15 protein-coding genes and 1 riboswitch are annotated in these 17,497 nt (G+C 44.7%); of the genes, 8 read left to right on the top strand and 7 right to left on the bottom strand.

Going from position 1 to position 17,497, the window contains the following annotated elements; translation table 11 throughout:
- Positions 1 to 47 precede the first annotated feature (47 nt).
- Positions 48 to 1,400, top strand: a complete 1,353-nt coding sequence (locus AS194_RS10415) for an oxygenase MpaB family protein (protein ID WP_058025451.1) — start codon at positions 48 to 50, stop codon at positions 1,398 to 1,400.
- A 10-nt stretch (positions 1,401 to 1,410) separates the two neighbouring features.
- On the opposite strand, the gene AS194_RS10410 is transcribed toward AS194_RS10415, so the two are convergent.
- Positions 1,411 to 2,145, bottom strand: a complete 735-nt coding sequence (locus AS194_RS10410; RefSeq protein WP_058025450.1) for an NUDIX hydrolase — start codon at positions 2,143 to 2,145, stop codon at positions 1,411 to 1,413.
- 620 nt (positions 2,146 to 2,765) lie between these two features.
- Here AS194_RS10410 and AS194_RS10405 point away from each other — a divergent pair.
- The 3 genes from AS194_RS10405 (at position 2,766) to AS194_RS10395 (ending at position 5,682) form a co-directional block, all read left to right on the top strand.
- Positions 2,766 to 3,581: an SDR family oxidoreductase gene (locus AS194_RS10405; RefSeq protein WP_058025449.1), complete on the top strand. Its 816-nt coding sequence runs from the start codon at positions 2,766 to 2,768 to the stop codon at positions 3,579 to 3,581.
- 4 nt (positions 3,582 to 3,585) lie between these two features.
- Complete coding sequence (locus tag AS194_RS10400) at positions 3,586 to 4,851, top strand: AGE family epimerase/isomerase (protein WP_058025498.1); 1,266 nt, start codon at positions 3,586 to 3,588, stop codon at positions 4,849 to 4,851.
- 267 nt (positions 4,852 to 5,118) lie between these two features.
- On the top strand, positions 5,119 to 5,682 hold the full coding sequence (locus AS194_RS10395; RefSeq protein ID WP_058025448.1) for an NUDIX hydrolase: 564 nt from the start codon (positions 5,119 to 5,121) through the stop codon (positions 5,680 to 5,682).
- A gap of 81 nt (positions 5,683 to 5,763) precedes the next feature.
- On the opposite strand, the gene AS194_RS10390 is transcribed toward AS194_RS10395, so the two are convergent.
- Positions 5,764 to 8,829: an insulinase family protein gene (locus AS194_RS10390; RefSeq protein WP_058025447.1), complete on the bottom strand. Its 3,066-nt coding sequence runs from the start codon at positions 8,827 to 8,829 to the stop codon at positions 5,764 to 5,766.
- 407 nt (positions 8,830 to 9,236) lie between these two features.
- Between AS194_RS10390 and AS194_RS10380 the strand changes: the two genes are divergently transcribed.
- The gene (locus tag AS194_RS10380; RefSeq protein WP_058025445.1) at positions 9,237 to 9,698 is read left to right on the top strand and encodes a universal stress protein; all 462 of its coding nucleotides are present in this window, start codon (positions 9,237 to 9,239) and stop codon (positions 9,696 to 9,698) included.
- A 158-nt stretch (positions 9,699 to 9,856) separates the two neighbouring features.
- On the top strand, positions 9,857 to 10,318 hold the full coding sequence (locus tag AS194_RS10375; RefSeq protein ID WP_058025444.1) for a universal stress protein: 462 nt from the start codon (positions 9,857 to 9,859) through the stop codon (positions 10,316 to 10,318).
- Between the two features lie 99 nt (positions 10,319 to 10,417).
- On the opposite strand, the gene AS194_RS10370 is transcribed toward AS194_RS10375, so the two are convergent.
- The gene (locus AS194_RS10370; RefSeq protein ID WP_058025443.1) at positions 10,418 to 11,353 is read right to left on the bottom strand and encodes a LysR substrate-binding domain-containing protein; all 936 of its coding nucleotides are present in this window, start codon (positions 11,351 to 11,353) and stop codon (positions 10,418 to 10,420) included.
- Between the two features lie 222 nt (positions 11,354 to 11,575).
- On the opposite strand from AS194_RS10370, the gene AS194_RS10365 reads away from it, so the two are divergent.
- Entirely contained in the window at positions 11,576 to 12,700 is a 1,125-nt protein-coding gene (locus AS194_RS10365) for a YeiH family protein (RefSeq protein WP_058025442.1), read from the top strand.
- A 185-nt stretch (positions 12,701 to 12,885) separates the two neighbouring features.
- Here the strand turns inward: AS194_RS10365 and AS194_RS10360 are convergent, their stop codons facing one another.
- Entirely contained in the window at positions 12,886 to 13,095 is a 210-nt protein-coding gene (locus tag AS194_RS10360; RefSeq protein WP_025644841.1) for a cold-shock protein, read from the bottom strand.
- Between the two features lie 235 nt (positions 13,096 to 13,330).
- Complete coding sequence (locus AS194_RS10355) at positions 13,331 to 13,756, bottom strand: YbaN family protein (RefSeq protein ID WP_058025441.1); 426 nt, start codon at positions 13,754 to 13,756, stop codon at positions 13,331 to 13,333.
- A 414-nt stretch (positions 13,757 to 14,170) separates the two neighbouring features.
- A riboswitch (TPP riboswitch) is annotated at positions 14,171 to 14,288 on the top strand.
- 151 nt (positions 14,289 to 14,439) lie between these two features.
- Between AS194_RS10355 and AS194_RS10350 the strand changes: the two genes are divergently transcribed.
- Complete coding sequence (locus AS194_RS10350; protein WP_058025440.1) at positions 14,440 to 15,336, top strand: ABC transporter substrate-binding protein; 897 nt, start codon at positions 14,440 to 14,442, stop codon at positions 15,334 to 15,336.
- 195 nt (positions 15,337 to 15,531) lie between these two features.
- On the opposite strand, the gene AS194_RS10345 is transcribed toward AS194_RS10350, so the two are convergent.
- Both AS194_RS10345 and AS194_RS10340 read right to left on the bottom strand, forming a co-directional pair.
- Entirely contained in the window at positions 15,532 to 16,746 is a 1,215-nt protein-coding gene (locus AS194_RS10345; RefSeq protein WP_058025439.1) for an IS256 family transposase, read from the bottom strand.
- Positions 16,747 to 16,993: 247 nt separating this feature from the next.
- Positions 16,994 to 17,398: a hypothetical protein gene (locus AS194_RS10340; RefSeq protein WP_152978633.1), complete on the bottom strand. Its 405-nt coding sequence runs from the start codon at positions 17,396 to 17,398 to the stop codon at positions 16,994 to 16,996.
- Between the last annotated feature and the right edge of the window lie 99 nt (positions 17,399 to 17,497).

Here is a 17,497-nt window from a genome sequence, read left to right as displayed (position 1 = left end):
CGATACGAATGTTGTTTTATAGCTGACTCATAAAGGTGTTTGATCATATGGATAAGAAAATCAGCAATACTGCAAATATTCCCACCAATAAGACGCAGCATCCATCAACAGCGTTGTATTTGCGTCATGGGCGTACGACTGCTATCGATGACCATAGTGATTTGCAAGTGTTAAAGCGGATTAAGCGATATCTACTGCCAAAAGATTTTGCTATCTCGCCTGCGCTACTAGAGGAGATAGTCGCCGGCTACGATATTGGCGATCCACTCACAGATGATTTGGCCGCTAACAATATCCGCTTTGCAAAGCCCCTACAACAGATTATCAGCGGCGGCGATGGTCTAGACCTAAATAGCGATCTCGCAACTAACGCCTCATTTAATGCACTAAACGAGCAATTTAGCAGTCATCCTGATTGGTTCGATCCCAAACTCGCTCAAATCGGTGCGGTCGCCTATCGACGCTATCCACTGATGCTCATTTGGCTACTGCGTAATGTCGCGCTGATGGCAGGTTATAGCATCCCAGCCCTATCACTACCACTCATTCAGACGGGCGCGTTGATGCACGATGCGCTACCACGGCTCATGCGTACCTATGCCTATATCTTGGCGGTGTCTGAGCATCCACAATCAGATATGGGCATGCGCAATCACTCTCAACCTATCGATCAAGTATTGGCGATTGGCTCTGAGGGCTGGCGACAATCCATCAAAGTACGTCAGATTCATACATTGGTACGGCAAAAATTACTCAAAGGTAAAGGCAATGCTGCTACAGGCGTGATACCAAACGCCGAGCAACATCACAATCCTGATGGTAGCTGGAATACCGATTATTGGGGCGTGCCGATTAACCAAACTGACATGATTGCCACCCATTTACAGTTCTCGTTGTTAATTATGCGTGGCCTACGCCTGCTCGGCGCTCGTATTAGCCCTGAGGAAGCTGAAGGTATTTTGCACTTATGGAATCTTGCCAGCTACTGGATGGGCGTTGATTTAGAGCGTCTGCCAAAAGATGAAGCGGCTAGCTGGGAATGGCTGTATACCTACTTATCAATACAGCAGCTAGACTTTAAGACGGGGCAGCCACTGGCAAAAGCCTTGCATGATCTACCGCGTCAGTTGATGGGCGAAGACAATCGACGTGGACGCTTTGTGGAGATGGTCAATGCCAGTGTGACACGCACCTTAGTCGGTGATGACATTGGTGACGGCTTAGCTTTACCAAAATCAAAGATACGCTTTGGCGTATTGTCTTCAGTGCCGATACTTTTTGCGCTTGATACTGCACGGCAGCACAATGCAACGGTTGCCCAAAAATTAGAAGCATTTCGTGCCAAGCGCCAAGACAATATGAATTGGTGGCTTAAAAAGAACGATGATTATTATAAGTAGATGATATCTATCAGCGTTTGTTTTCTACGCGGTAATACCATTCTAGCTGACGATCAAACCCAGTTTCTAGCAAACTGGCAATGACGCGCCCTGTCAGTCCCCACACCGTCTCACCATCCACTTGCCAACTCGGCGTCAATATGGTCGCGGTTTGTTCTTGCATTTTATATTCTACCGCATACTCCACCGTTGGCTGGTTGACTAACGACTCTAAATCCGCCCAAAAGATACGCGATATCTCTCCCACTTCAGGAACTAATATTAGACCTGGGGCGATGAGCGCGACAATTGGACGTACACTCATACCGCTTTTGGACGTTTGGATCGGTAGTTGTCCCAGTAATTGCACTTTATTAGGTGGCAGCGCCGTCTCTTCACAAGCTTCACGTAATGCGGTCACGACGTTGTTGCCATCACCTATCTCGTGTTTGCCGCCTACACAGGAGACCTCTCCCGCATGGCTGTTCATATGAGCGGCTCGGCGCGTCAATAATATTTTTGGTTTACGTTCATGAGTGATCGCGACCAATATCGATGCATCAGCAATGGGTGTCTGATATAAGCTGTCCAAAATACGCGTACTTTGTGAGGTGTTGCCACTCTCGTACATCGCTGGACTCGTGAGCGCATTCAATGTCTCGTGTTGTACTCGCTCGGCCAGTTTTCTAAGTGTGGGATGACGAATAAAGCTTGGGACAGCGACGCTAAACTTATTAAAAAAATCAATTTTTTCGGGTACGGTCATTATCAAATCCTATGAGTGGTCATTTCCATATTACTCATGAAAATACCGATACCAGCATAACAGGATAACCTGTCGCTAGTATGGCAGCCTTTTTTATTAATCAGATTATCGCTTTTGTAGATGTATCTCATATTTACGCTATTTCCGACAAAGTGCGATTTATTGATGCATCAGCTGACTGTTATACATATATGTGGTCACCATGATAAATATAAACCGGCTTACCGCTTGTGTATAAGCTTTGTTATATAGACTGAGCCTCTATCCAAGTGAGCCTTTCAACTAAATGTCTATTTTTTTGCCGCGTCTTTACACCTTTCTAAATCACTCAATATCTCATACTGTCTGTTTCAGACGGTGATCGTTTTATTAATTAAGATTTTCTCAATATCCTTTTTGCTTGGTACTTATCAATGATAATAAGTATCATAACTGCATCTTTAAATTACCAAACATTAACCGAGTAATATTTCAAAAAATGCATTTGGGCATTATGATGGCTGCTAGCAAGACTATGAGGCGGACATCCTAAAATAGCACTATAAAAATACTGATGCCAGCGTCATAGGATTGCTGTAATAACAATAAACAATACCTCAAAAGAACAAAGGATACAGATTATGACAGACCAAATCGACAACATGATGCCACCTGCTGAATATATCAATGATAACTATAAAGGCTCAGGAAAACTGGCTGATAAGCGCGTTTTAATCACTGGCGGAGACAGTGGTATCGGTCGCGCAGTGGCTTTTCATATGGCACGTGAGGGTGCCAAAGTTGCCATCCTTTATCACTCTGACGAAGAGAGCGCAAATGAGACGCGTAAAGGTATTGAAGCAGAAGGCGCAGACGCGTTGGTATTGCAGGGTGATACAGCAAATAGTAGTAGTTGCAAAGAGGCAGTCGAGGCGGTCGTGGCACAATGGGGTGGCATTGATGTGCTAGTCAACAATGCTGGTATGCAAAAGCCGTATCATGATTTGTCTGAAGTCAGTGATAAAGACTGGCAACAGCATTTTGATGTCAATATGGCAGGAATGTTTTATGTAACCCGCGCCGCCCTTGAGCATATGAAAGAAGGCGATAGCATCATCAATACCACCTCCGTTAATGCGTATGTCGGCAATGATGTATTGGTGCCGTACACCGCAACCAAAGGCGCTATCGTTGGCTACACTCGCGCGTTATCGCGACAACTACTTAGTCGCGGTATTCGCGTTAATCAGGTAGCACCGGGTCCTGTGGTGAGCGAGATTCAACTGGTATTTAAAGACTTTGATAAAGATATTTTAGAATCGATGTCCTCACCAATGGGGCGTATGGGTCAGCCACGCGAGATGGGCGCTGCCTATGTATTTCTTGCTTGCCAAGACAGTAGCTTTGTGACTGGTCAGACCTTGCACATAAACGGAGGCATGATCACCAATGGCTGATATCATGGATTCTCCTGACTCCTCTGACCTGCTATCTGTCTGTTGGGCAGATAGCAGTACTCATCGCCGCTGGTTGCTTGCTGAAGGACAGCGTCTACTTGATGCCAAAGCGCGCGTGCCATCAGGGTTTGCTACTTTGGGTCATGATGGGAGCATGGTAGATGACACAGCAAAGAGCATCATCACTGCGAGGATGGTGCATTGCTATGCGCTAGCGGCACTAATGGGTATACCAGGTGCAGCAACACTTGCTGACCATGGCCTAGATGCGTTGCTCGATGGCCCATTGCGCGACTCGGTACATGGCGGTTGGTTCAGTGATGCTTCCTCAACTCATGAAAACCCATCACGCAAAAACGCCTATCTGCATGCGTTTGTCGCGCTTGCTGGCGCGTCTGCTAGCATTGCTGGTCGCCCGCGCGGTACAGAGTTGATGGAGGCTGCAATAACAATCATTGATCAGCATTTTTGGTTAGAAGATGAGCAATCAATGCTGCCTTCTTTTGCCGCTGATTGGGCTGATCCCGAAAATTATCGCGGCGCCAATTGCAACATGCATACGACCGAAGCCTGCTTAGCACTGGTAGATGCCACGGGTGAAACGCGCTGGCTAGACCGCGCACTACACTTAGCCAAGCGCTTCGGTCATGATATGCCTAGTACTTACGATGGTCGCCTACCTGAACATTTTGATAGTGAGTGGAATCTGTTGCACAACTACGATGCGAATGAACCTTCTGATGACCTGCGTCCTTGGGGACTCACACCTGGTCACTTTGCAGAATGGGCAGGACTGCTGCTCAAGGTTGAGTCTGCTTGTATCGCGCATGATTATGACGTACCTGATTGGCTGCTACCTGATGCCATCGCATTATTTGATAGCACTATCGATCGTGGCTGGGCACCTGACGGTCAGCCCGGCATGGTTTATACCATTGGCTGGAATGATGAGATTTCAATACCAAACCGTCCTTACTGGGTACAGGCTGAGATGGCTAATACCGCACTAATGCTATCGCGCCGTACGGATGATCCGCGCTTTGAGTATTACTACCGCTTAGCTTGGGATTATATTGCCAGTACTTTGATTGATCTTGAGCACGGGGGCTGGCGTCATGAGGTAGATGCAGATGGCAACTTAAGTACGGTCATATATCCGACGCGCGAAGATCTTTATCATGACTTTCAAGCCACTGTAACGCCATTGATTCCTATCTCTGCGTCGGTAGCTGGTGGACTACGCACACAAATGCTCAAAATAAAAACCTAATTGCTATGACCTAATTGCTATGACCTCATTCCTATGTAGGATATACTCGATAATATAAGAACGCTTTGATGGCAATTAAAATGCGCTGTCAGAGCGTTTTCGTTGTAATCATAAAAATTAAATAAAATAACTTTTTCGTTAAAAGTAAAAGGATATCCTCAAAAGTATTTGTCACTATCGCTGCTGTATACAAAAGCAAACATCAGAGCGGCAAAAAAACTTTTAAGATAATTGGACATACAATATTTACTAATAAAGGTAGTTGGTATGAGCTATTGTCTCCAATGCGGTCATAAAGCAGAACGAAAAATCCCACCTACAGATAATATGCCGCGCTTGGTGTGCCCCAATTGTCACTATATCCACTACGAAAACCCAAAGGTTATTTGTGGTTCGCTAGTCGTACACGAAGACAGAGTCCTACTGTGCCGCCGAGCGATCGAGCCGCAATATGGGCTATGGACGATACCTGCAGGTTTTATGGAAAACGGCGAAACCATGGCTGAAGGCGCCGCACGCGAGAGCTACGAAGAAGCTGATGCTATCGTACTGAATCCGCATCTATACTGCATTTATGACCTACCAGATATTGGGCAGATCTACTCTATTTATCTCGCCGATCTAAAAGATGGTGCGTACGGTATTGGCTCAGAAAGCCTTGATTGTGCGCTATTTAGTGAAGAAGATATTCCATGGGATACGCTCGCCTTTGAGGCCATTCGCCTTACCTTAAAAAACTATTTTTCTGATCGTAAGCAGTATAACGAGTTGTCAGAATTCCCGATCCATCAAGACAAAATCGGCAAAGATTTGAGTATCAAACGGTACTAAGCAAATACTACATACAAAAAAGCCAAGCATCATGCTTGGCTTTTTATATTTAACTTTTAATAAAGAACAAACCTAATTGTCTTAGCTCTTAATTCTACATACTTCAAAACCAAGACCTTTCACCGTCTCTTCTTTATCATAAGGTGCTAACACGGCACGTACATGGTTTTGACCTTGCAGATATTGCTTGGCAACACGCTGCAAGTCATCGATAGTCACGGCTAGGATAGCGGCGCGCATTTTACGTTGCCAGTCAGCACCGCGATGATGCAAGTTGGCAAAGCACGCCTTAATCGCTTCTCCTGCAGGCGAGCCCGGTTTATCCATACCGGATATAATACCCAAAATGGCTTCTTCTAATTGCTCATCGGTTTGTGGCTCGTTTAAGATCCACTCGATACTGGCCTCAAAATGCTCAAAGGTTTCAGCGCACTGCGGATCGCGGTAACTAAAGAATTTAAACGCACATGCATTGGCGTCATAGCCCGCACCGCCGCCATAGGCACCGCCGCGCTCACGAATGGCACTGTGCAAGTAGCCATTACGTAGGTAAGGCGCTAATACCATGAGTGCCGCAGTATCAGGATGGTCAGCCGCTGGTACCGTATAAGCGCTGGCATTATGGTAAACGTTGGTCGGTACTAACCACGCTAAATGGGCAACATCAAGAGCAACCCCATGCTCGCTCGCTTTGACTGCGTCTTTTTCACCATTTAGAGCAGTGTCTAAATGCAGATTTGCAAACTCACTTGGAATGTTAGCTTCAGTGTTGATTACATTCTCAGCAGCTTGTGGTGCTTGGCTATCTTTCCAACTATCGACGATTAAGCCACTCAAGCGTTCCGTTTGCTCGGCTTCACAAATGATGACGGCATGCTTAGGTAAGCTGATCAAACGTTGATGCAAGTCCATCAAGCTCGTTGCCAATGTATCCCACTGTGCATCATCAGTACTGGCATGACCCAAGAACGCTTTTAGTGCGTTTAGTGCTGGTAAACCACTACGCACATATTCTAGCTGCGCTTGACGACTCATACCGCGACTGGCGGTTTGCATTGCATATGAGTGACCAGAACCTGCCAAATTAGATTGCCAGCTGGCTTGACGCTGCTGCAAGATTTCTTTGATGCGATCATGCTCAGTAAAGATGCTGTGTTCCATCACTTCTTTGAGCAAATCAATCGCTTCAGGTTTGCGGTTGAGCGCGCGCGTTGCCACGACAAAGTAGCTGCTAATCGATTGACTATCATCCACGTGGGTACGCTGGCTGATACGCGCGGTCACACCCGAAGAATGCGCGGCTTGCTTGGCCTGCATCTCATGAGCACTCATCGAGTCAGTACCCAGCTCTGATAGTAGGCTTAAATAAATCGGTAGCAATGGATGATTGATCACCTCGTTCACAGGCAAACTGCTGGTGTCCTGATTGCCAATGGCTTCAGTGAGCGGTACGATCACCTGATAGTAATAGATACCATTGGTGCCCGCTTCATATTCAAATAGCGTACTATCTTGCCCGCTCAGACGCACCTGCTTTTGGGTGCCTTCTTTAAAGCTAATATCGGTTGGTACGTCTTCTAGACCTACCTTTGGCAATAAGCTCAAATCATCAGGCGCGGCTTGGCGTGCGGCCAGATCTAATGCTTGTTGCTTTAAAATAGCTTTGTCATCAGCAGTCAGATCCATCTCAATGGTATCTAGACGCACTTGCTCTGCTGCAGCAAGGCGCGCTGATTTTTCGCTATCTGGCGTCATGGTCACGCGTACACGGTGCTGATTGTCCAGCAGATGCGTTTTGATTAAGTTCGGTAGCCACTGCGGATCGACCACTTGCTCGCGCAACCACTGTAGATGCTCATCCACTTCCCACACATCGATAGGGTTACCATCATGAATGGCAGTACTAAAGCCCTCTAACATCAGGTTTAGACCATAAGGAATGCTATCACCGCCGATGTGACGCTGATCAATTTCAATCTGATGCAGAATGGTCTCAATCGTTTCGTCATCAACTGGCGCGCTTGCCACCTCAGTCAGCAGATCAATGATGCCCTGCTCGACCGCTTCGGCATGCTCTGGGTTAGAGCCGCGCAGTCCCGTATAAAAGACCATTTCATAATGACTGTCATCCAGCCCTAATAGCGGACTTGGCGCTTTGCCCAGTGGATGGCTGTCCAAATAAGCACGTAGTGGCGAGCCTGAATGCTCAATCAGTACGCCTTCGAGCAAACGTAATGCCAAACGCTGCTTAGGATCAGTGATCGACGGCAACAACCAAGCGACCACGTGATGGGTCTGATCTGGACCGGCTTCATCAGCAGTGTACGTGTCAACTGCACTAATAGGTGCAGACAAACGCTGCTCTGGACGCGAGACGTGTTTTTTACCTGCTTCGAATTGAATCAAAGCATCTTCGTGTATTTTAGCTTGCGTCTCAGCAACAGGAATATTACCAAAACTCATGATGACACTATTCGATGGGTGATAGTGACTCTCATGAAAAGCTGTCAGCTCAGTATGCGTTAAGTCAGGAATCTGAGCAGGATCGCCACCTGAATTATAGTGATAAGTCGTCGTTGGGAATAGATGATGCGCAACTGTATGATAAAGCTGATCAATCTCGCCACTCATCGCCCCCTTCATCTCGTTAAAGACGATACCTTTAAACTGTGGCTTATCGTTTTCGTCCAGCTCTACGCGGATGCCTTCTTGCGCAAAATCAAGCGAGTGGATATTGGGAAAAAACGACGCATCAAGGTACACAGCAAGCAAATTAAAATAGTCATTTTTGTTTTGCGTGGCATACGGATACGCCGTCCAATCAGCTGCGGTCATCGCATTCATAAACGTATTCAATGAACGTTTAATCATCGAAAAGAACGGGTCACGTACTGGGAATTTTTTAGAGCCACACAATGCCACATGCTCCAAAATATGCGCCTCGCCTTTTGAGTCCATCGGCTGAGTACGAAAACCCACCAAAAACGCATTTTCATCGCTTGGGTGCGCTAAATGATAGTGCATCGCGCCTGTCTTCACATGCTGACTGATCAGCACATCCATCGATAGCGCCTCAATATGGCGATGCTCAATCAGCTCAAATGCTGGATGCAACGTGAGATCAGCAGTAAATGGGGTATCAGTCATAGTTATCCTTATCGCTTACAATGCGTATCGTGTGCCCTGACTATCAGGGTAAATAGAGTGGTGAAAATTATTGAACTATTAGTCGTAAAAATGGCTATTAAAACATTTTGACTTACAATCTCTGAAAAAACTGAATGCTAAAACCCAATACTGGCTTTTGAACTCAATTATGCAGGTATTTATATTGGCTATATTGGCTAAAAAAGAATTGGCTTAGCGCTATTAGTGGGGTTTGGTCGTTGATAAGTCAAGTCAGCAATCAGGCAATACTCTATAGCGTAGTCAACATTGATATCTTGATGACCAAACACAATTCCAACAAAAGCCACATTCAAATGATGGTCATATCGCTTAACAGAGACCGTTTGCACTGCTACCATGAAGTTCACTACCAATAGGAGCACCTCATGAGCTACCAACACGTTTTACTGGTTACTGACTTATTATCCGATGCAGACAAGGTTGCTCTAAAAACCAAACGTATACTAGCAGGCTCTCCTAAGGCCAGACTGTCTGTCCTGCATATTGTGGAAGACGATATGGTGCGCTTTGGGTATGAATTAGTACCTTCCTCTAGCCTATCAGGCGATGTCCATAATGAAAAATGGCAAAAAGCGCGAGCTAAGCTGGCGCAGTTTTTGGCACGTAACGAGCTAGAAGCAGTCAACTCTGAGGTGACAGCTGCCATTTCTAACAGTAAAGGTATTGTTGACTACTGTCATGAAAAAAAGGTCGACTTACTCATCATTGGGCGTCATGAACGACACGGTATCGCTGCTTGGTTAGTCGGTGCAACAGCCGATAGTATCTTGCCAAACGTCCCTTGCGACAGCCTAGTCGTCAAGCTTGATGAGCCAGTATCAGAATAAGGGGTCTGGCTCAACATTCGAGTTAACCTGTTATTTGTTAGCGCTGCACTCGGGTGTTGTTCTATATCGAAGTCTATGTCACAAAGATAGACAAGCATTACTTAACAGCGCTCTATAGTAGTGCTATAGTAAATACTATCTGACATGAGGAAGACGTTATGAGTTACGAACATATTTTACTGGTCACCGACTTACTCTCTGATGCGGATATCGTCGCGCAAAAGGCCAAGCGCATCGTTGAAAACCGTCCCGGTTCTAAGTTGTCTGTACTACATATTGTCAAAGATACCATGGTGGGCTTCGGCTACGAGCTGGTGCCTGCGTCAAGTCTTTATGATGAGATTGATGACGAACGCTGCCAAGAAGCACGGGCAAAACTGGCACAATTCCTTGAACGCAACCAGCTCAATGCGGCAACGTCAGAAGTCACTACCGCTATCTCTAGCAGTGAAGGTATTGTCAGCTACTGTCATAAACACGACGTCGATCTGTTGGTAATTGGTCGCCATAAGCGCACGGGCATTGCCGCATGGATCAGTGGCGCGACAGCAGATAATATCTTGCCTAACGTGCCTTGCGACAGCTTTGTAGTAAGGCTTGATAAACCGGTTTCGACGTAGTAATTTGCTTTGGCTATATGGAATTATTAGTTAACCAAAAGCGCCCTATCATGATTGATACGGCGCTTTTTTATTCCTTATATTTTGACATTACCTCAGTTAATCTTGTTGGATAATATCTATAAACGTCTGCCAAATGGGGCTTTGATGACGGGCTTTGTGCCAGACCAGCCACCATGTCCGCGATAGATCGATTCCTGCAACGCTTACTTGCACCAGCTTATCTGTTGCAAGCTCTGACTCAATCACGTGCTGTGATAGGCAGCCAAGACCAATGTCTGCACTCACCATATGTTTGATGGCTTCTGATTGGTGTATGGCCTTTACCACTTCTGCATTGGGTAGATACTTTAGCAACTGCTCATCGATAATCTGCCGTGTGCCCGACCCTGCCTCACGTACGAGTAGCGGCAACTGTGCTAGCTGATTAATAGTCAGCTGATAGCAGCCCTTATCTTGGCTATAGGTAGAGACGTTCTTTAACCATTTACTATCACGTTTGGCAAATATCATCAGCGTATCCGTTCGCCATTCGCGCTGCTCAATGGCTTTCATGTCTATCGGACGCGGCATCCCTTCTACTAAAGCAATATCGATATTGAGCTGCTCAACCTCACTCACCACCTCCTGAGTATTGGCAATATACATATCGACATTGGCATCTGGTAGCGCCTCATATAACTTACCAAGCAATGATGGCAGCACATAATTGCCAATCGTGGTACTCGCCCCGATATGTATCTGCCCCGCCTGATATTGGTGATAATGTTCAAGCGTGAGCGATTGCCCCAAGATAGCCTGTGCCTGTATATAAATAGGATGGGCATTGGGATGCTGATTAAGCCTGCGACCGACGCGCTCAAACAATGGCATCTGTAATCTAGACTCAAGCTCTGTCAGTGCGCTACTGACCGCTGACTGTGACAGGTGCATCTCTTCACTGGCACGGCTGGTGCTACCTGTCTGGTAAATACTGACAAAAACAGCGAGCTGCTTAAGTGTAATCTTTGGCAATGTCTGTACAGATTTTTTCATGTTATTGATGATGCCTTATGTCATTTTTTAGTCTGTCTTATTCGCTATACATGTCTTTTTTTGCTACTCATGCGCGGTATATCTATTTCTACCGTAAACACTAACCTAAAATATCGATAGTTTATATCTTATTAATCTGTTTTTATTATAAATATAGTCAGCTTATACTGTCTACTCATAAGCTTATGCTTATTTTAATATCAGTAATAGGATATGCCTCTTATGCATACACTAGCCAAATCAGTCAGTCGCTCAGTGAGTAACTACATTCCAAGCCAACGCCACTTGGCGGGTTTGGCTGTGGTACTGATCGGTGGTTTGTTTTGCTTATGGTTAAACACGAGTTTGAATATGTGGTCAAACGGGCGTATCGTTGGCTTATCCTCTTTAACGCTCGCGATCTTGCTGGGTATGATATTGGGTAATACCATTTATCCCAATTTCACTGAGCGTCTAAACGGCGGCGTTTGCTTTGCTAAGGGTCAGATTTTACGCCTCGCGATTATGTTTTATGGGTTTAAGCTGACTATGACGCAAGTGGCGAGCGTCGGTATGCCAGCGATTATGACCGATGCACTCGTATTGACGACGACCTTTATGCTGACCTATTGGTTAGGTACTAAATGGTTAAAAGTCGATAAAGAAACGGTCATTTTGATTGGCTCGGGCGCAAGTATTTGCGGTGCTGCTGCCGTCATCGCCGCAGAGCCAGTGGTCAACGCGCAAGCCCACAAAGTCACCATTGCTGTGGCAACGGTCGTGGTATTTGGTACTATTGCGATGCTGCTCTACCCTTTTTTATATCAGCTTGGTTGGTTACGGCCTTGGCTCAGTGCCGAGCAGTATGGCATGTACACGGGCTCAACCGTACATGAGGTGGCGCAAGTCGTGGTCGCAGGCAATGCAATCAATACTGAGATTGGCGATACCGCTGTCGTGACTAAGATGATACGCGTTATGATGCTCGCGCCTTTTTTGCTCGTATTATCATTTGCGCTAACCAAAGATCGCCCCGTAGATAATGCCGCTATAGACGATGAGGACAGTAAAAACGAGGCAGCGCCATTTATGACCCGCGTCAAGCAAGTCAAGGTGCCATGGTTTGCGTTTATTTTTATCGCTATTGTCTTATTGCATACTTGGATACCAATGTCTAAAAGTATCGAGCAAAGCATGGTTATGCTAGATGACATATTGCTGACGATGGCGATGTTTGCGCTAGGTTTGACTACTCATCTAAGCGCGATTAAGCAAGCGGGCGTTAAACCTTTGATTTTAGGAGCGGTGATGTTTGGCTGGTTAATACTGGGCGGTGGTCTGATCAATATCGGTATTAGCTTTATATAATAAGTCAATTGCTCACGCTTATTTACTTACCTCAGTACCCAGTACAAAAATGCCTCTAACTATCCATATAGTCGGAGGCATTTTTATATCTGTCGTTTCATTTAATACCAAATCACAGACGAAAAAAAACGAACCCGAAGGTTCGCTTTTTTACATCTTTTCATCTATCTGTCTATAAAGACAAATTAGATAGCAACGATGTTATGTGCTTGTGGGCCTTTTTGGCCTTGAGTTACAGTGAACTCAACTTCTTGGCCTTCAGCCAAAGTTTTGAAACCTGAGCCTGAGATTTCGCTGTAATGAGCGAAAACGTCTGCGCCGTTTTCTGGAGCAATAAAACCAAAACCTTTAGCTTCGTTGAACCACTTAACTGTACCTTTTTGAACGTCTGACATAGTCATAACCCTGATATTTAATTTATTTGTGGTCTAATAGACCGATAACGCTTGCAAATAGCTACTGAACGATAAATATTAAAACGAAGGATTATAACTAATACTACGAGGTAATGATTTGGTGCAGAACTGCTCTTAAGCTTGGATGTATTATAGGGGGAACATCCTAGTATCGCAAGCCTTATCTCAGGTTTTATGTAACTGGACTTAACTATTGCCCTATATATTGGCGACTTTATTTGGCATTTGGCAGACGAAACAAATAGACGGCAACCCCGCTACAGACCAGTGCTACCAGCCATGCCGCCCATGTCATATCAGCGGGCAGACGATAAAACAACATGGCAGTCGATATCGCCATCATGATGGTCGCAAGCCACTTAGCATAAAGCGGCACGGCATGATTTTCTTCCCAATCACGGACGTATTTGCCGAAGTATTTGTGATTGATTAGCCAAAAATGAAAGCGCCGCGAGCTACGCGCCCAGCACCCTGCCGCCAGTAATATAAAAGGCGCAGTCGGCATGACGGGCAGTAATATCCCAATAATACCTAAAATAAAAAATACCCAGCCAAGCGTCACAAAGGTCCAGCGTATCATTGGACTTCTGGATTGGTTGGTCTTAGGCCTATGATAAAACGCTTTTTTATTATGGGTCATATAAGTGATGTCGATGGACGGTGCGGTGAATGATTTTGGTAGCCATCAAAAGTATTTACATGGCTACTTGTATGAATAACCAAGCATGCAATATCACCAAAAATTGTACAAGCCCATTTATACAAGCTTTTTGCTATCGATCAGTATCGTTGGTTAGTGATTGGGTAAGTACCAATGGCAAATACTGCGCTCTTCTATTAACACGTCGATTGAAAGCGCTTATAAGATTAAAAGCGCTTATAAAAAGCCGTCACAAATGAGAACTGTTATAAAGGGCGGTTAACGAGCGTCAGTCATCACCTTTCATTGTCATTCCTGATACGCTTGCATCACCGCTTACAAGTCGTCTATGATGATGCAGTAGCCATCGATAATAGCCATTAGCAGTACTGATCAAAAATAATGCAGCACTACTCAATCTTGTCGGGGTGCTTTGCTTTTAACCTTGTAACGATTGTTAAAACCATCGCTGAGACACACCCGTGAACCTGAAGCAGTTAGCACTGACGTAGGAAACAAGCATGACAGACCCTAAGCAGTCTATGAATAAGAGAAACCTCTACCTGACGCGCTGATCTGATAGCGCCTTACATGTTGAGATTTTGCCTTTCTTGTTTTGCCTTTTTTGTTTTGTTTAAACAGCATCAGTCTGATTGTTTTCTATCATTAAAAAGGAAACAACCATGCAGTCAACCACCAAATTGACCCTTACCCTCGAATGGTTCTTAAACCCTGATCACCTGCCCTTTATCGCGGGTGTGACCACAGGTGCGTATGAGCAGGCAGGGCTAGATATCACCATCATTGAGCCTGATGACCACTATGATGGCTTTGCTGAATTGCAAAATCAAAGCATCGATCTGCATGTGAATGAGCCAATTCATCTGTTTGAGCATTACGCGCCTAATCTGCGTGCGCTTGGCTGTTTTTTTGAGACCGATGGCGGCATATTGATGCAGCAATCCAGCATGGATAAGCTCAAGAACAATCAGCCGATTCGCATTTGTACCCCGTCGGCTGAAGAAAAGACCAATCGTATTGGCTTTGAGATATTAGCCCGCTATGCCAAAAAAAATGGCTTTAGTATCAGCCGTGACAATGTGAGCTTTGTGCAAAAGGACTTCTATCATATAAAAAACCTGCAAGAAGACCCAAGTCTCGATGGTGCATGGCTGTGCTTTTATAACTTTGAAGGCGTTGAAGCGACTCATGAAGGGCTAGACTTTACGTTTATCGATCAGCATCTGTCACCTTATCCGAACTTTTCGGCGTTAGAAATCCTCACGACGGATGAGATCTATAGCGCAAAAAAGGACGCGATAGATACCTTTATCCAAGTGACCAACCAGATGACTGAGCTGTGTAAAAATGATCCAGAGACTGCTCACCGTATGTATTATAACTATAGTAAAACCGAAGCCGATGTGCTGATGGATGCGATCATTGATAATACATTGGGCAGATTGATTACACCAATCAAGCCCGATGCAGATAAGTGGCAAGAGCTACGCGAGATGCTAGCCGAAATCGATATCGTGACCTTAACCGACGAGCAATATCAGTCGCTGTGGGCGTTGTAGACATCTTAGCAGTTAAGATATTTTGAGTAATAAAAAACCGCCATAGTGTTTGCTGTGGCGGTTTTTTAGGTTTTGAATTAAATTAATATAAGAAGCTGATATCCATCTCTATCGAACTTTGGCGGGTGAATTTAAGCGTGATGGGTGCAGTGTCATCAATAGCAGAGACCATCCCGAATTCTGTGTAACTGCCCTTTAGATTAAATGCTTACTGATACGATCATCAAACATAATCATAAAGCGATTTAAAGCAGACGTCCAGTTACGGATGGGCATCGACCACTTTTTAGAGGCCTGCTGGGTTGCCAGATATACTACCTTGAATGCTGCCTGATCAGATGGGAACACCTTACGCTTATTCACTGCCGTCCGAATCACACTGTTTAGCGACTCTATCGCATTGGTGGTATAAATCACTTTTCTGATGTCTTTCGGATACTCAAAGAACACCGTTAAGCCCTCCCAGTTATTGCGCCAAGACTTGATGACATGCGGGTACTCTTTGCCCCATACTTCATCAAAGTGCTCAAGGTTGGCCTCTGCCATCTCAAGTGTATCAGCACCGTAGATGGCCTTTAAATCAGCTGCTACGGCCTTCTTGTCCGTCCAAGGTACGAACTTCATCGAATAGCGCACCATATGCACGATACACAGCTGAACCTGAGCGTTAGGGTAGACCGTATTGATGGCATCAGGGAAGCCTTTTAGGCCGTCTACACAGGCAATAAGAATATCTTGAACCCCGCGGTTTTGTAGCTCAGTGAGAACACCAAGCCAGAATTTAGCGCCCTCGTTCTCTGATAGCCACATGCCAAGCAGCTCTTTTTTACCATCAAGAGCAACGCCTAAGGCCAGATAGATAGCTTTGTTGATGATCTGCTTGTCCTGACGAACTTTGACGACAATGCAGTCTAAGTAGACGATAGGATAAACACTGCTCAGTGGCCGGTTCTGCCAAGCGGTGATGTCATCCAAGATGTTGTCAGTGACTCTGGAAACCAAGCTGCTTGAGATGTCGACGTCGTAGATGTCCTTGATGGTTTCGACAATCTCAGTAGTGGTTTGACCTTTGGCGTAAAAGCTGATGATTTTGTCATCAAGACCTGAAATACGGGTTTGATGCTTACTGACAAGTACAGGCTCAAAGCTACTGTCGCGGTCTCTGGGGGTGGAGATCTCAAGCTCGCCTGTGTCACTGCGGACGGTCTTTTTAGTGTGCCCGTTGCGCTTATTAGGTTTATCGGCTTTCTCATGCTTGGGGTAACCGAGATGATCTTCCATCTCGGCTTCAAGTGCGGTGTCGATAAAAGATTGCATGAGCTGCCTCTGAAAGTCTTTGATGTCATCGAAGCTTTTCATGCTGCTGGCCATTTGCTCAGCCAGTTTCTTGATGTCAGATTGGTTAGTCATTGCTTATTCTCCTGTTAGTGGATTATAAGCAGTTACACACTTTTTAGGAAAGGCTCCAATAGCAAGGTTACTTAAAGGCGCGCGTTGTCCAACTGTGAGATGGTTCATGGTGTTCCTTACGTTCATACAGATAATTATAGTAATAATAGCGTATAAAAAAGCATTTTTACTAGTTTACAAGCATAGGTTAAAGCATTTAAATTTATAAACTCTTACGCGGACAGTAGACTATTCAAATTAAAGTAATCTATTTTGTATTATAAAACGCTTCAAAAAAACCTTGTCTTTTATCTTCGTTAGACAAATCAAATACGCAAGAATGATTCTCTGAAGGTTCAACAACTTCGGAAAACAAACGACAATACAAATTATCAGAGTTAATATTCACTATAACTCCCGTAAAATCAAGAGCAAAAACATCTTCTAAAATTTTATAACTCTTATTAGGAAAGTTATCTTTATATATTTTATTATACTTAGGTTGAAAGTATTTAATCATTGCAGCCTCTACTATACTAACCTGAACCTCTTTGCAAATATCACTTTCATATATACTATTAAACCTATCAATATTTAAATTCCTATTATCTATCTCAATGTTTTTATTCATACCATTAACTTGAGAAATAAAATTATAATCATCAAAATTCATAGTAAGCACATATATTAGACTTCTTGCATAAGTCATTTCTAGCCCTTGTAACTCCGTCAGTGGCAGTCAATAAACTGGTACTTTTGCAAGAGATCTATT

Source organism: Psychrobacter piscatorii, assembly GCF_001444505.1.
GTDB classification, from domain to species: domain Bacteria; phylum Pseudomonadota; class Gammaproteobacteria; order Pseudomonadales; family Moraxellaceae; genus Psychrobacter; species Psychrobacter piscatorii_B.
This window is presented reverse-complemented; position numbering and strand designations above follow the sequence as displayed.